Raw genomic sequence first — 15,302 nt, forward strand, 5'->3', positions numbered from 1 at the left:
GCCCGACGCGCGCGGGACGCCTGACGGCGCGGGCCCGGCGCGGCTTTGGTGCATTGCGAAAGTCGGCCAAAATCCGCTAAATTATAACTTTTTGGTCGCCTGCGGGCGCCACTTGCGTCGTGCGCCGCCACAAGCCGCGTCCGGACCGCCGCTTTTTCCCAGCCTAGACAGCGCGCACAGACCGGCCGCTCTCCAGTTTTGATCCCGTCCCCCCGGCCGCGAGGCCAACCCAGGAACCGTGTCGTCGTGAAACCGATTCAGAAGTCGAACAAGCTGCTCAACGTCTGCTACGACATCCGTGGCCCGGTGCTCGAGCACGCGAAGCGCCTCGAGGAAGAAGGCCACCGCATCATCAAGCTGAACATCGGCAACCTTGCGCCGTTCGGGTTCGACGCGCCGGACGAGATCATCCAGGACATGATCCGCAACCTGCCCACGTCGTCCGGCTATTCGGACTCGAAGGGCGTGTTCTCCGCGCGCAAGGCGGTGATGCACTACACGCAGGAAAAGGGCGTCGTCGGCGTCGGTCTCGACGACATCTACATCGGCAACGGCGCGTCCGAGCTGATCGTGATGGCGACCCAGGCGCTGCTGAACGACGGCGACGAAGTGCTGCTGCCCGCGCCCGACTATCCGCTCTGGACGGCCGCGGTGAGCCTGTCGGGCGGCACGCCCGTGCACTATATCTGCGACGAGCAGAACGCCTGGATGCCCGATCTCGACGACATCCGCCGCAAGATCACGCCGAACACGAAGGCGATCGTCGTGATCAACCCGAACAACCCGACGGGCGCGCTCTATTCCGACGAATTGCTGCTCGAGCTGCTCGCGATCGCGCGCCAGCACGGGCTGATCGTGTTCGCCGACGAGGTGTACGACAAGATCGTCTACGACGGTCTCGAGCACACGGCGATGGGCGCGCTCTCCGAGGACGTGATCACGGTCACGTTCAACAGCCTGTCGAAGAGCTACCGGTCGTGCGGCTACCGCGCGGGCTGGATGGCCGTGTCGGGCCTCGGCGGCGACAACCGCCGGCGCGCGAAGGACTATCTCGAAGGGCTCGGCATCCTGTCGTCGATGCGGCTCTGCGCGAACGTGCCCGGCCAGTTCGCGATCCAGACGGCGCTCGGCGGCTACCAGAGCATCAACGAACTGATCGTGCCGAGCGGGCGCCTGTACAAGCAGCGCGAACTCGCGTACGACATGCTCACGTCGATCCCGGGCGTCACCTGCGTGAAGCCGCAGGCCGCGCTCTACATGTTCCCGCGCCTCGATCCGAAGCTGTATCCGATCCAGAACGACCAGCAGTTCATTCTCGACCTGCTGCTCGAGGAGCGCGTGCTGCTCGTGCAGGGGACGGGCTTCAACTGGCCCGCGCCGGATCACTTCCGCGTGGTGTTCCTGCCGAACCTCGACGACCTGACCGATTCGATCAACCGGATCGCGCGCTTCCTCGACGGCTATCGCAAGCGCCATTCGGTCTGAGCGGCGCCATCGCACGGCATTCATTACTTTTCATTCATCGACCACACGCAGCATGGAACCGATCAAAGTTGGCCTGTTGGGCTTCGGCACGGTAGGCAGCGGCACCTTCACGGTGCTGCGCCGCAACCAGGAAGAAATCAAGCGACGCGCAGGACGCGGCATCGAGGTTGCGCGCATCGCCGTGCGCAACCCGGCCAAGGCGCAGGCCGCGCTCGCCGGCGATGCCGGCGGCGCGCAGATCACCGACGACTTCAACGCGGTCGTCGACGATCCGTCGATCGCGATCGTCGCCGAGATGATCGGCGGCACCGGCATCGCGCGCGAGCTCGTGCTGCGCGCGATCGCGAACGGCAAGCACGTCGTGACGGCGAACAAGGCGCTGCTCGCGGTGCACGGCACCGAGATCTTCGAGGCCGCGCGCGAGAAGGGCGTGATGGTCGCGTTCGAAGCGGCCGTCGCGGGCGGCATCCCGATCATCAAGGCGCTGCGCGAAGGGCTGACCGCCAACCGCATCCAGTACATCGCCGGCATCATCAACGGCACGACGAACTACATCCTGTCGGAAATGCGCGACCGCGGGCTCGACTTCGCGACCGCACTGAAGGCCGCGCAGGAACTCGGCTACGCGGAAGCCGATCCGACCTTCGACATCGAAGGCGTCGACGCCGCGCACAAGGCGACGATCATGAGCGCGATCGCGTTCGGCGTGCCGGTGCAGTTCGACCGCGCGTACGTCGAAGGCATCAGCAAGCTCGACGCGACCGACATCCGCTATGCGGAAGAGCTCGGCTACCGGATCAAGCTGCTCGGCATCGCGCGCCGCACCGAGCGCGGCATCGAGTTGCGCGTGCATCCGACGCTGATTCCGGAGAAGCGTCTGCTCGCGAACGTCGAGGGCGCGATGAACGCGGTCGTCGTGCACGGCGACGCAGTCGGTACGACGCTGTACTACGGCAAGGGTGCGGGCGCGGAGCCGACCGCGTCGGCGGTCGTCGCCGATCTGGTCGACGTCACGCGCCTGCATACGGCCGATCCCGAGCATCGCGTGCCGCATCTCGCGTTCCAGCCGGACAGCCTGTCGAATACGCCGATCCTGCCGATCGACGAAGTGACGAGCGGCTACTACCTGCGTCTGCGCGTTGCCGACGAAACCGGCGTGCTCGCCGACATCACGCGCATCCTCGCCGATTCGGGCATCTCGATCGACGCGCTGCTGCAGAAGGAATCCGAGCAGGTCGACGACGCGAACGGCGAAACCGACATCATCCTGATCACGCACGAGACGCTCGAGAAGAACGTCAATGCGGCGATCGCGCGTATCGAGAGCCTGTCGACGGTCGTGTCGAAGGTGACGAAGCTGCGCATGGAAGCGCTGAACTGAGGACGACGCAATGAACTACATCTCCACGCGCGGCGCCGGCATCGGCGAGCGCCACACGTTCTCCGACATCCTGCTCGCCGGCCTCGCGAAGGACGGCGGGCTCTATCTGCCGGTCGAGTATCCGCAGGTGTCGGCCGACGAGCTCGCGCGCTGGCGCGCGCTGCCGTACGCGGATCTCGCGTTCGAGATCCTGTCGAAGTTCTGCGACGACGTGCCGGCCGACGATCTGCGTGCGATCGCGCGCCGCACGTATACGGCCGACGTCTACCGCCACACGCGCCACGGCGAGAACGCGCACGACATCACGCCGCTGAAGACGCTCGGCACCGAGCACGGTGCGCCGCTCGCGCTGCTGGAGCTGTCGAACGGGCCGACGCTCGCGTTCAAGGACATGGCGATGCAGCTGCTCGGCAATCTGTTCGAGTACACGCTCGCGAAGCACGGCGAGACGCTGAACATCCTCGGCGCGACGTCCGGCGACACGGGCAGCGCGGCCGAATACGCGATGCGCGGCAAGGCCGGCGTGCGCGTGTTCATGCTGTCGCCGCACAAGAAGATGAGCGCGTTCCAGACGGCGCAGATGTACAGCCTGCAGGATCCGAATATCTTCAACCTCGCGGTCGAGGGCGTGTTCGACGACTGCCAGGACATCGTGAAGGCGGTGTCGAACGATCACGCGTTCAAGGCGCAGCACAAGATCGGCACGGTGAACTCGATCAACTGGGCACGCGTCGTCGCGCAGGTCGTCTACTACTTCAAGGGCTATTTCGCGGCCACGCGCTCGAACGACGAGCGCGTGTCGTTCACGGTACCGTCGGGCAACTTCGGCAACGTCTGCGCGGGCCACATTGCGCGCATGATGGGGCTGCCGATCGCGAAGCTCGTCGTCGCGACCAACGAGAACGACGTGCTCGACGAATTCTTCCGCACCGGCGCGTACCGCGTGCGCAGCGCGGAGAACACCTATCACACGAGCAGCCCGAGCATGGACATCTCGAAGGCGTCGAATTTCGAGCGCTTCGTGTTCGACCTGCTCGGCCGCGATCCGGCGCGCGTGATGCAGCTGTTCCGCGACGTCGAGGAGAAGGGCGGCTTCGATCTCGCGGCGAGCGGCGATTTCACGCGCGTGGCGGAGTTCGGCTTCGTGTCGGGCCGTAGCAGCCACGCCGACCGCATCGCGACGATCCGCGACGTGTTCTCGCGCTACGGCACGACGATCGATACGCATACGGCCGACGGCGTGAAGGTCGCGCGCGAGCATCTCGATGCCGGCGTGCCGATGATCGTGCTCGAGACGGCGCAGCCGATCAAGTTCGGCGAGACGATCCGCGAGGCGCTCGAACGCGAACCGGAGCGCCCGGCGGCGTTCGACGGGCTCGAGTCGCTGCCGCAGCGCTTCGAGGTCGTGAAGGCCGACGCGCAGCAGGTGAAGGACTTCATCGCCGCGCACACGCGCGCCTGACGGGCGGCCGGGCGCGACGCCCGGGCAGCGCGGCACGGCCGGAACGCCGATTCGTCCAACGGATCGCGTTCCGGCCGTTTCGTTTGGCGGCGCCGCTCGATCGATAGCCGCCGGCGCTTCAGTGCAGCTTCAGTGCGGCATCGGTGCAGCATCAGTGCGGCGCGCCGGCGCCGATCACAGTTTCCGCATGCTGGCCATATCGCGCGTGCGCGCGACGGCGTCGCTACAATGACGTATTGCGTTCAATCCCCCGATTTCACGATGTCGAATCCGAACCCCGCGGCGCCGCGCGCGCCGATGCTGTCGACGGCCGAGGCGCTCGCCGCGCTGCTCGATGCCGCGAAGCCGCTGCCCGGAACCGAAACGGTCGCGACGCTCGACGCGCTCGGACGCGTGCTCGCGGCGGACGTGAGCTCGCCGCTCGACGTGCCGCCAATGCACACGAGCGCGATGGACGGCTACGCGGTGCGCGTCGCCGATCTGCTGCACGGCGAGCGGCGGCTGCCGGTGTCGCAGCGGATTCCGGCCGGCCATCCGGCTGCGCCGCTGGCCGCCGGCACCGCCGCGCGGATCTTCACCGGCGCGCCGGTGCCGCCCGGCGCCGACGCGGTCGTGATGCAGGAGCAGGCCGCGGCCGACGGCGACGCGGTCGAGATCCTGCATACGCCGAAGCCCGGCGAATGGATCACCGCGCAGGGCGCCGACATCCGCCGCGGTGCGGTGATCCTGCCGGGCGGTACGCGGCTCACGCCGCAGGCGCTCGGCCTCGCCGCGTCGGTCGGCTGCGCCACGCTGTCGGTCGCACGGCCCGTGCGTGTCGCGGTGTTTTTCACCGGCGACGAACTGACGATGCCCGGCGAGCCGCTGAAGCCGGGCGCGATCTACAACTCGAACCGCTTCACGCTGCGCGGCCTGCTGCAGCGGCTCGGCTGCCAGGTGACCGACTACGGGATCGTGCCCGACTCGCTCGCGGCGACGCGCGACACGCTGCGCGCAGCCGCGCGCGATCACGACGTGATCCTGACGAGCGGCGGCGTGTCGGTCGGCGACGAGGATCACGTGAAACCGGCCGTCGAGGCGGAAGGGCGGCTCGCGCTGTGGCAGATCGCGATGAAACCCGGCAAGCCGCTCGCGTTCGGCGCGGTGCGGCGCGGCGACGATCTGCCCGACGCGCATTTCATCGGGCTGCCCGGCAACCCGGTGTCGAGCTTCGTCACGTTCCTGCTGTTCGTGCGGCCGTTCCTGCTGCGTCTGTCCGGCGTGCACGACGTCGCGCCGCGCGCGCTGTCGCTGCGCGCGGACTTCTCGCAGAGCAAGGGCGACCGGCGCAACGAATTCCTGCGTGCGCGCGTCAACGCGGCGGGCGGTCTCGATCTGTTCCCGAACCAGAGCTCTGCGGTGCTGACCTCGACCGTCTGGGGCGACGGGCTGATCGACAATCCGCCGCAGCACGCGATCAGCGCGGGCGAGACCGTGCGCTTCATTCCGTTTTCCGAACTGCTGTCGTAACGCGACGGCTTCCCGACATGAAGATTCAATTGAAATTCTTTGCGAGCGTGCGCGAGGCGCTCGGCGTCGCCGACGAACAGGTCGACGTGCCGGATGGCATCGCGACGGTCGGCGACGTGCGCGCGTGGCTGCGCATGCGCGGCGGCGCCTGGGCCGAGACGCTCGCCGAAGGGCGCGCGTTGCGCATGGCCTGCAATCACGAGATGACCGACGCCGGCACGCGCATCACCGACGGCTGCGAAGTCGCGTTCTTTCCGCCCGTCACGGGCGGCTGAGCGATGCGTTCGGTACAGGTGGCCGGCGGCGCGCCGGCAGGGAGCGAATGATGGCGACCGTACGAGTGCAGACCGACGATTTCGATCTGAACGCCGAGGTGGCGGCGCTGCGCGCGCGCAATCCGAAGATCGGCGCAGTCGCGTGCTTCGTCGGCACCGTGCGCGACCTGAACGAAGGCGACGCGGTGGCGGCGCTGGAGCTCGAGCACTATCCGGGCATGACGGAGAGGGCGCTCGAGAAGATCGCGGCGGAGGCCGGCCGGCGCTGGCCGGGCATCGACGTGGCGATCGTCCACCGGGTCGGCAAGCTGTATCCGCTCGACCAGATCGTGATGGTGGCGACGGTCGCGGCCCATCGCGGCGACGCGTTCGCGTCATGCGAATTCGTGATGGATTACCTGAAGACCGATGCGCCGTTCTGGAAGAAGGAGACGACGCCGGACGGCGAGCGCTGGGTCGACGCGCGCAGCACCGACGATGCGGCGCTGGCGCGCTGGGGGATCGAGTCGCGCAACGCGGCGCGCTGAGTGCGGTTCTGCGGCCGCGGCTGCGCGATGCCGGGCCGGCCTTGCGCGGGCGGTGCTGCGCCGAAAGCCGACGAGGGCGGCGCGGATGGCCAACGCGGCGGGGCGGCATCGGCCCGCACGGCCGTTAGTCGTCGGCGCCGCGCCCGATGATCTTGGCCGGAAACGGCTCGCCGCGCGCGCGCGACGGCAACGCATGCGGATCGTCGCCGGCATCGGGCCGGCGCGGTGCGATCGCGTCGAGCAGCGCCTGCTGCTCGGGCGGAATCCGGTAATCCCAGCCGAATCGACTCAATTGCAGGCTCTGCGCGATCCGCAGCGCGGGCTCCATGAAGCGGATCGCCGCGGCCGGCGCATAGCGCGTGTCGACGGTGTTCAGAAACAGCGACAGCCAGCGGCTGAAGTGCGCGGGCTCGATGCCTTCGAGCGGCTGATGCGCCTGCTGCACGTTGCCGCGATAGCGCTTCGTGCCGAGCACGAGGCTCGACCAGAAGCTGACCATCTTCGGCAGATGCTCGTCCCAGCGTCCCGCGAGCTTCGCGTCGAACACCGGCCCGAGCAGCGGGTCGGCGCGCACACGATCGTAGAACGCATAGACGAGGTCGCGGATATTGTCTTCGGTCGGCTCGGCGTCGCGCAGGCGCGCGGGTGCCGAATCGGGCAAGGCGGATGGAGCAGTCATGTGAACCTGGGGCGGAAATCCGGGCGATGCGCAAGACGGCGCACGGGACGCGGGCACGATTTTGCCGCAAAATAGCGTCCATTCACCCATGAAAAACGTGCAAACATCAGGCATCTTATTGCTTGCGCGCGATCCCGGCAACCGGGCGAGCGCAAGCGGCGCGGAGAACCGGTCCGACGCATGCCGCCTTCCGTCCTGCCCGCGTAATCGGGGCACGATCTTCAATCATCCTATTGGCTCATGAGACTGACCGACTACACCGACTATTCGCTGCGCGTGATGCTTTACCTGGCCGTCCGCGGCGAGGGGCTGGCGACGATTCAGGAAATATCGGATGCCTACGGCATCTCGAAGAATCATCTGATGAAAGTCGTGCAGCGGCTCGGCGAACTCGGCTGGGTCGACACGGTCCGCGGCCGCAACGGCGGGCTGCGGCTCTTTCCCGCGTCGCTGAAGCTGACGGTCGGCGAAGTCGTGCGCGCGACCGAGACCGACTTCGCGCTGGTCGGCTGCTTCGTAGCCGGCGACGATACGCGCGGCTGCGTGATCGAGCCGCAGTGCCGGCTGAAGGGTGTGCTGGCTGCCGCCCGCGACGCCTTTTTCGCCGAGCTCGAGCGCCATACGCTCGCCGAGCTGGCCGAGCCCGCTCCGGTGCTCGTGTCGCTGCTCGGCATCCGGCCGATCGCAGTCGCGCGCGCGCCGCACGCAGCAGGCTCGACCGAGTAGCCCGGGGCCGCGCTCGGCACGCCGGCCGACACGGCCGTGCAGCGCGCCGCGCGCTCGTGGCCCGAATCGGCACATGCGCATGCCTGCCGCCGCCGACACTTTTTTGCGCTGTATCGACCCGAGTTCCGCTTGAAAGCCGCATAACCATCCTCACTTTGGTGTTAATCGAAAATTGGAGGTCTCACCTAAATGAGAATCGACAAGCTCACCACCAAGTTCCAGGAAGCGCTTGCGGATGCGCAAAGCCTCGCGGCCGGCCGCGACAATCAATACATCGAACCGGTTCACGTGCTGGCGGCGCTGCTCGCGCAGCAGGACGGTTCCGCGCGCTCGCTGATGTCGCGGGCGGGCGTCCACGTGCAGGCGCTGCAGGGCGCGCTGAACGACGCGATCGCACGCCTGCCGCAGGTCACGGGCACGGGCGGCGACATCCAGATCGGCCGCGAGCTGGCCGGCCTGCTGAACCAGGCCGACAAGGAAGCGCAGAAGCTGAATGACACCTTCATCGCGAGCGAGATGTTCCTGCTCGCGGTCGCGGACGACAAGGGCGAAGCGGGCAAGCTCGCGCGTCAGCACGGCCTCACGCGCAAGGCGCTCGAAGCCGCGATCGCCGCGGTGCGCGGCGGCTCGCAGGTGCATAGCCAGGACGCGGAAAGCCAGCGCGAAGCGCTGAAGAAATACACGGTCGACCTGACCGAGCGCGCGCGCGCCGGCAAGCTCGATCCCGTGATCGGCCGCGACGACGAGATCCGCCGCTCGATCCAGATCCTGCAGCGCCGCACCAAGAACAACCCCGTGCTGATCGGCGAGCCGGGCGTCGGCAAGACGGCGATCGTCGAAGGGCTCGCACAGCGGATCGTCAACGGCGAGGTGCCGGAGACGCTGAAGGGCAAGCGCGTGCTGTCGCTCGACATGGCCGCGCTGCTCGCCGGCGCGAAGTATCGCGGCGAGTTCGAGGAGCGCCTGAAGGCCGTGCTCAACGACATCGCGAAGGACGAAGGCCAGACGATCGTGTTCATCGACGAAATCCACACGATGGTCGGCGCCGGCAAGGCCGAAGGCGCGATGGACGCGGGCAACATGCTGAAGCCGGCGCTGTCGCGCGGCGAGCTGCATTGCATCGGCGCGACCACGCTCGACGAATACCGCAAGTACATCGAGAAGGATGCCGCGCTCGAGCGCCGTTTCCAGAAGGTGCTCGTCGACGAGCCGAGCGTCGAGGCGACGATCGCGATTCTGCGCGGGCTGCAGGAGAAGTACGAACTGCACCACGGCGTCGACATCACGGACCCGGCGATCGTCGCCGCGGCCGAGCTGTCGCACCGCTACATCACGGACCGTTTCCTGCCGGACAAGGCGATCGACCTGATCGACGAGGCCGCTTCGAAGATCAAGATGGAAATCGATTCGAAGCCCGAAGAGATGGACAAGCTCGATCGCCGGCTGATCCAGCTGAAGATCGAGCGCGAGGCCGTGAAGAAGGAGCAGGACGAAGCGTCGCAGAAGCGGCTGCAGCTGATCGAGGAAGAGATCGAGCGGCTCGGGCGCGAGTATGCGGACCTGGAGGAAATCTGGACCGCCGAGAAGGCCGCGGTGCAAGGCAGCGCGCAGCTGAAGGAAGAGATCGAGAAGGTGCGCGCGGACATCGCGCGGCTGCAGCGTGAAGGCAAGCTCGAGAAGGTCGCCGAACTGCAGTACGGAAAGCTGCCGCAGCTCGAGGCGCAGCTGAAGCAGGTCACGCAGGCCGAAGAGCAGGAGCAGCATAATCCGACGCGGCCGCGTCTGCTGCGCACGCAGGTCGGTGCCGAGGAGATTGCCGAAGTCGTGTCGCGCGCGACCGGGATTCCGGTGTCGCGGATGATGCAGGGCGAACGCGAAAAGCTGCTGCATATCGAGGAAAAGCTGCACGAGCGCGTGGTCGGCCAGGACGAGGCGATCAACGCGGTCGCCGACGCGATCCGCCGTTCGCGCGCGGGCCTCGCCGATCCGAACCGTCCGTACGGCTCGTTCCTGTTCCTCGGCCCGACGGGCGTCGGCAAGACCGAGTTGTGCAAGGCGCTCGCGTCGTTCCTGTTCGATTCGGAAGAGCATCTGATCCGTATCGACATGAGCGAGTTCATGGAGAAGCACAGCGTCGCGCGGCTGATCGGCGCGCCGCCGGGCTACGTCGGCTACGAGGAGGGCGGCTACCTGACGGAAGCCGTGCGCCGCAAGCCGTACAGCGTGATCCTGCTCGACGAGATCGAGAAGGCGCATCCGGACGTGTTCAACGTGCTGCTGCAGGTGCTCGACGACGGTCGCATGACCGACGGGCAGGGCCGCACGGTCGACTTCAAGAACACGGTGATCGTCATGACGTCGAACCTCGGCTCGCAGGTGATCCAGTCGATGACGGGTTCGCCGCAGGACGAGATCAAGGATGCGGTGTGGCTCGAGGTGAAGCAGCATTTCCGCCCCGAGTTCCTGAACCGGATCGACGACGTCGTCGTGTTCCACGGCCTCGACCGCCACAACATCGAGTCGATCGCGAAGATCCAGCTCGCGCGCCTGCACGACCGGCTCGCGAAACTCGACATGGCGCTCGACGTGTCGCCGGCGGCGCTCGAGCAGATCGCGAAGGTCGGCTACGATCCGCTGTTCGGTGCACGGCCGCTGAAGCGCGCGATCCAGCAGGAGATCGAGAACCCGGTCGCGAAGCTGATCCTCGCCGGCCGCTTCGGCCCGAAGGACGTGATTCCGGTCGACGTCAACGACGGCAAGTTCGTGTTCGACCGCGTCGTGCACTGATCGCCGTCATCGGCTGCGTTGCCCGGCCCCGCGCCGGGCGCGCAAAAAAACGAACACCCCGCCTCGGCGGGGTGTTTGCTTATGGGGCGCGCACGACGGCGCAGGGCCGTCGCGCGTACCGCTCAGGCCTGCTTGTTGCCGCCGAACATACCGGCCAGCTGCGACAGCGCGCCGAGCACGTTCGACGTGTCGACCTGGCCGTCGCTCGGCACTTCGCCGTTCGGCGTCGCATGGTTCACGACGTGCGGCAGCACCTGCGCGAGGATCGACGACGCCTGCGCCGGGTCGATGCCGACCTTGCTCGCGAGCGAGCCGACCACGTCGGAGCCCAGCACGTTCTGCAGCGTGTCCGGCGAGATCGGCTGATTCGCGCCGGTGCCGACCCACGAGCCGATGATCTCGCCGGCGCCGCCGGCCTTGAACTTCTCGATGAGGCCGTTCAGGCCGCCCGGCTGGTTGTTGATGAATTCGAGCGCGGTCGTAATCAGCGCGCTTTGCGAGTTGCCGCCGGCCTGGCCGCCGATCAGACCGCCGACGATGTCGAGGAGACCCATGGTTCTTCACCTTCACTGAAAGGGGCGCCGCAAGGCGACGCCCGTTGCACGGATGCCGCGCACGCGCCCGTCGCGCGCGCGGCGCACATCAGGCGCCCGACGCCGCGGCGGCGGAGGCTGCCTTGTCCTTCTTGCTCTTCTTCTTCGAACCCTTCGCCGCCTTCGTCGACGATGCGGCAGCCGGCGCGCTCGCGCTTGCGCCCGCGTCCGCGGACGCCGCTGCCGCCGCCTTGTCCTTCTTGGAGGCGCGCTTGCTCTTGGCCGGCTTGGTTGCGGCGGCCGGCGTGCTCGCCGCCGGCGCCGGTGCCGGGGCGGCGGCCGTGGTGCCGGCCGTCGCGGTGGTCGACGTCGATGCCGTACCGGCGGACGTCGTCGTCGACGTCGTGGCCGAGCTCGTCGCGGCCGGCTTCGACAGCTTCACGCCCTTCGGCGGGGCCGACGAGCCGCCGATCGTCAGCCCGTTTTCCTCGAGATGCCCGACCGACTTCGTGCCGAGCCCCTTGACGCGGGTCGCGAGATCGTCGGCATCCTTGAACGGGCCGTTCTTCGTGCGCTCGTCGATGATCGCCTTCGACTTCACGGGCCCGAGGCCCTTCACCGATTCGAGCGCGGCCTGATCGGCCGTGTTGACGTCGACGGCCGCGGCAAGGCCCGCAGCAAGCGACAGCGATAACGCGACGAACAGCATCAGCAGCTTTTTCAGCATGGCAAGGGCTCCCTGGTTCGGACGGATGAATGGCTGTTGCAACGGACGGCGGAGGCGACACGGCCGGGCGTCGCCGTTAAGCATAGGACAAATGCGTGCCCTTTTTAAGACAGGCTGCACGAATCTTGCTCAAGCGCGCGCCCCGTGTAAAGGGCGAATGCGCCGCGGCGGCGCCGTTTTGACGATTCTTTACGGTATTGCCGCGTTGGGGGCAGCGATGCTGGCCGTTCGACGGCGCTTGACTTAGAGTGAACTCTAACTCCTAAGCTTGAGCGTGCCATGTCGATGACCGAATCGAAACCTTCCGCCGCCGGTCCGCTGACGATCGGTGAAGTCGCCGCGCTGATGCGCGTGTCGACGCACACGCTGCGCTATTACGAGCAGGCCGGGCTGCTGCACGCGATTTCGCGCAACGCGGCCGGGCACCGGCTCTATGCGCCGGCCGATCTGGACTGGCTCGCGTTCGTGATGCGTCTGAAGTCGACCGGGATGCCGATCGCGCAGATGCAGCAGTTCGCGGCGCTGCGCGTGCAGGGCGAGCCGACGCTTGGCGCACGGCGCCGGCTGCTGGTCGCGCATCGCGATGCCGTGCGTGCGCATCTCGCGGAGCTGCAGGCGAGCCTCGACGCGATCGGCGAAAAGATCGCGCACTACGAGGCGCTGGAGCGTGAGTCGGAACGACAGGCGAGCCCTTCTCATTCACTCAAGGAACAGGACGAACACCATGGAACGAGTCGTTGAAGATCGCTACGCGCGCGGCTGGGACAAGCTCACGGAAATCGACGGCGACGCGGGCGAGCGCGTGATCGCCGCGCTCGCGCCGATCGCGCCGGACTTTGCGCGGATGGTCATCGAATTTCCGTTCGGCGAGATTTACAGCCGCCCGCAGCTCGACCTCAAATCGCGCGAGATCGCGACGATCGCGGCGCTCGCCGCGCTCGGCAATGCGCAGCCGCAACTGAAAGTGCATATCGAAGCCGCGCTGAACGTTGGCTGCACGCGCGACGAGATCGTCGAGGTCTTCATGCAGATGGCGGTCTATGCCGGTTTCCCGGCCGCGCTCAATGCGCTGTTCGCCGCGCACGAGGTGTTCCGGCAGCGCGACGAAGCAGCGGGCGCGGCCCGCGACGGCGCGCCCGCGGCGGCCGCCGAAACCGCCTGACACGGCATGCGCGCGCGGATCGCAACGCGTGTCACACGCGGTGCGGCGCGACGATCCGGTATTTCGCGATGCGCCGGTACAGCGTCGCGCGCGACATGCCGAGTGCCTGCGCGGCCGCATCGGGCCGCCAGCGGTGCGCGCTCAGCGCCGCGACGATGCGGCTGCGCTCGTCGTCGGGCAGCACGCTTCCGGGATCCGCACCGAGCTGCGCGGCGACGTCGGCCGGCAGATCGCGCCGCGTCACGCGTGCGCCGTCGCATACCGCGCAGGCGTAGCGCATCACGTTGCGCAACTGACGCACGTTGCCGGGCCACGGATAGGCGGCGAGCTGCTCGGCGAGCGCCGTGTCGAGCGTCAGCACGTGGCCGGTCGCCTGCGCTTCCTCGGCGAACACGGCTGCGATCAGGTCGCGCACGTCCGCGCGTTCGCGCAACGGCGGCAGCTCGAACGTCGCGCCGCTGAGCCGGTAATACAAATCCTCGCGGAACGTGCCGGACGCGACCATCTGCGCGAGATCGCGGTGCGTCGCGCAGATCACGTCGAGATCGACGCGCACCGGCGTGTCGCTGCCGAGCGGCACGACTTCGCCGTCGGCGAGCACGCGCAGCAGGCGCGTTTGCAGCGCGAGCGGCATGTCGCCGATTTCGTCGAGAAACAGCGTGCCGCCGTCGGCCTGCGCGATCTTGCCGCGCGCGCCGTGCTTGCGTGCGCCCGTGAACGCGCCGGCCGCGTAGCCGAACAGTTCGCTCTCGATCAGCGCTTCGGGCAGCGCGCCGCAATTGACGGCGACGAACGGCCGCGTGCGCCGCGTGCCGGCATCGTGGATCGCCCGAGCGAACACTTCCTTGCCCGCGCCGGTTTCGCCGAGCACGAGAATCGGCAGGCGCTTGCTCGCGACGCGCAGCGCGAGTTCGGCCTGCTGCGCGACGCGCGCGTCGCTGCTGTGCAGGAACGGCGTCAGCGCGCCGACGTGGCGCTCGGTCGCGCCCGGCCGGCGCGATGCGCTGCCGGCATCGCGTCCCGCGCGGCGCAACGGCGCGCGCAACCGCGCATGCAGCGTCGCACCGGTCGCGCGCAACCGCAGCGCGACGATCGCGTCGAGCCGCGCGGCGTCGCGCAGCGGCATGTCGGTCACGTCGAAAATCTCGTCGATGTGGCGCGGCTCGCGCAGCTCCGGCAGCGCGTCGCGCGCGCGCCGGTTGGCGGCGACGATGTTGCCGCATTCGTCGAACGCGATCAGCCATTCGGGCTGTGCCTCGACGTAGTGACGATTAGGATGCCCGAACAGGATCCAGTGCTGCGCCGTGCTGTGCACGAAATAGCCGTCCTCGATCAGCGCCGCGCTCTGCCGCACGAGCTGATAGACGAGACGCTGGCTGTCGCGATTGTCGGGCGACTGCACGGCCGACGCGTCGAGCACGCCGATCAGCTCGCCGGCCGGCGAAAAGATCGGCGCCGCGCTGCAGGTGAGCGTCGTGAACGCGGCGCGAAAATGGTCGGTCTTGTGCACGGTGATCGGCGCGAGATCGGTCAGCACGCTCGCGACGCCGCACGTGCCTTCCTCGCTCTCCGACCAGCACGAGCCGATGTGCAGCCCCGCATGGCGGAAGTCGTTGCGACGCTCGCGATCGATCCGATAGTCGATCGTCACGCCGTGCGCGTCGGTCAGCATCACGCAGTAATCGGCGACGCGGATCATCTCGTGCAGCCGCGTCAGGCACTGGCCCGACGCGCGCAAAAACGCTTCTTCCTTGTCGCGCACCTCGCGCAGCTCGGCCGCGGTCAGCACGCGCGGGCCGATCGACGACGCGGGGTCGAGCCGGTAGCGCTCGAGCGAGCGCTGCCATGACGAAACGAGGCGCGTCGAATCGGCCGGCGGCGGCAAACGGCCGGCGAGCGCACCGAGCACGCGGTCCGCATGCTGGGCCTGGGGAACGACGTAAGGCATGGTCGGCTCCGGTTCCGTACGACGGGGAATTCGATGCTCTTGTAGCACATCCGTTTCGGCGGATCACATTGCGCCGCAGCACGCGAGTCGCGTGAGACATT

14 protein-coding genes are annotated in these 15,302 nt (G+C 67.9%); 10 read left to right on the top strand and 4 right to left on the bottom strand.

Translation table 11 applies throughout. The annotated features are described in order from the left end of the window. The first annotated feature begins 246 nt into the window (after window positions 1-246). The 6 genes from BCR55_RS14940 (at window position 247) to moaE (ending at window position 6,639) form a co-directional block, all read left to right on the top strand. Window positions 247-1,485 carry a pyridoxal phosphate-dependent aminotransferase gene (locus BCR55_RS14940; RefSeq protein WP_006402314.1) on the top strand — a complete coding sequence of 413 codons (1,239 nt, stop codon included), beginning with the start codon at window positions 247-249 and terminating at the stop codon, window positions 1,483-1,485. Between the two features lie 52 nt (window positions 1,486-1,537). After that, window positions 1,538-2,866, top strand: coding sequence for a homoserine dehydrogenase (locus BCR55_RS14945; RefSeq protein WP_006407802.1), 1,329 nt, complete (start codon window positions 1,538-1,540; stop codon window positions 2,864-2,866). Between the two features lie 10 nt (window positions 2,867-2,876). Next, the gene (gene thrC, locus BCR55_RS14950; RefSeq protein WP_065494739.1) at window positions 2,877-4,328 is read left to right on the top strand and encodes a threonine synthase; all 1,452 of its coding nucleotides are present in this window, start codon (window positions 2,877-2,879) and stop codon (window positions 4,326-4,328) included. Window positions 4,329-4,589: 261 nt separating this feature from the next. After that, window positions 4,590-5,837, top strand: a complete 1,248-nt coding sequence (glp, locus tag BCR55_RS14955; protein ID WP_065494740.1) for a gephyrin-like molybdotransferase Glp — start codon at window positions 4,590-4,592, stop codon at window positions 5,835-5,837. 17 nt (window positions 5,838-5,854) lie between these two features. Continuing rightward, window positions 5,855-6,112: a molybdopterin converting factor subunit 1 gene (moaD, locus tag BCR55_RS14960; protein ID WP_006408894.1), complete on the top strand. Its 258-nt coding sequence runs from the start codon at window positions 5,855-5,857 to the stop codon at window positions 6,110-6,112. 50 nt (window positions 6,113-6,162) lie between these two features. Further along, window positions 6,163-6,639 carry a molybdopterin synthase catalytic subunit MoaE gene (gene moaE, locus BCR55_RS14965; protein WP_006407806.1) on the top strand — a complete coding sequence of 159 codons (477 nt, stop codon included), beginning with the start codon at window positions 6,163-6,165 and terminating at the stop codon, window positions 6,637-6,639. A gap of 124 nt (window positions 6,640-6,763) precedes the next feature. Here the strand turns inward: moaE and BCR55_RS14970 are convergent, their stop codons facing one another. After that, window positions 6,764-7,318, bottom strand: a complete 555-nt coding sequence (locus tag BCR55_RS14970; RefSeq protein ID WP_035488248.1) for a group III truncated hemoglobin — start codon at window positions 7,316-7,318, stop codon at window positions 6,764-6,766. Window positions 7,319-7,558: 240 nt separating this feature from the next. Here BCR55_RS14970 and BCR55_RS14975 point away from each other — a divergent pair, with 240 nt between their 5' ends. Both BCR55_RS14975 and clpB read left to right on the top strand, forming a co-directional pair. Then, entirely contained in the window at window positions 7,559-8,044 is a 486-nt protein-coding gene (locus tag BCR55_RS14975; RefSeq protein ID WP_065494741.1) for an Rrf2 family transcriptional regulator, read from the top strand. A 189-nt stretch (window positions 8,045-8,233) separates the two neighbouring features. After that, the gene (clpB, locus tag BCR55_RS14980; RefSeq protein WP_006402324.1) at window positions 8,234-10,831 is read left to right on the top strand and encodes an ATP-dependent chaperone ClpB; all 2,598 of its coding nucleotides are present in this window, start codon (window positions 8,234-8,236) and stop codon (window positions 10,829-10,831) included. 122 nt (window positions 10,832-10,953) lie between these two features. Here the strand turns inward: clpB and BCR55_RS14985 are convergent, their stop codons facing one another. Both BCR55_RS14985 and BCR55_RS14990 read right to left on the bottom strand, forming a co-directional pair. Beyond that, the gene (locus BCR55_RS14985; RefSeq protein WP_006407808.1) at window positions 10,954-11,385 is read right to left on the bottom strand and encodes a YidB family protein; all 432 of its coding nucleotides are present in this window, start codon (window positions 11,383-11,385) and stop codon (window positions 10,954-10,956) included. An 88-nt stretch (window positions 11,386-11,473) separates the two neighbouring features. Then, entirely contained in the window at window positions 11,474-12,091 is a 618-nt protein-coding gene (locus tag BCR55_RS14990; RefSeq protein WP_065494742.1) for a helix-hairpin-helix domain-containing protein, read from the bottom strand. Window positions 12,092-12,370: 279 nt separating this feature from the next. On the opposite strand from BCR55_RS14990, the gene BCR55_RS14995 reads away from it, so the two are divergent. Continuing rightward, a complete protein-coding gene (locus BCR55_RS14995; protein WP_006407810.1) occupies window positions 12,371-12,832 on the top strand; it encodes a MerR family transcriptional regulator in 462 nt (153 codons plus the stop codon). Further along, window positions 12,816-13,253, top strand: coding sequence for a carboxymuconolactone decarboxylase family protein (locus BCR55_RS15000; RefSeq protein ID WP_006407811.1), 438 nt, complete (start codon window positions 12,816-12,818; stop codon window positions 13,251-13,253). The genes BCR55_RS14995 and BCR55_RS15000 overlap by 17 nt, the downstream gene beginning before the upstream one ends. Window positions 13,254-13,284: 31 nt before the next feature. On the opposite strand, the gene BCR55_RS15005 is transcribed toward BCR55_RS15000, so the two are convergent. Beyond that, the gene (locus BCR55_RS15005) at window positions 13,285-15,201 is read right to left on the bottom strand and encodes a sigma-54-dependent Fis family transcriptional regulator (protein ID WP_065494743.1); all 1,917 of its coding nucleotides are present in this window, start codon (window positions 15,199-15,201) and stop codon (window positions 13,285-13,287) included. Between the last annotated feature and the right edge of the window lie 101 nt (window positions 15,202-15,302).

Source organism: Burkholderia sp. CCA53 (assembly GCF_001685525.1).
GTDB classification, from domain to species: domain Bacteria; phylum Pseudomonadota; class Gammaproteobacteria; order Burkholderiales; family Burkholderiaceae; genus Burkholderia; species Burkholderia multivorans.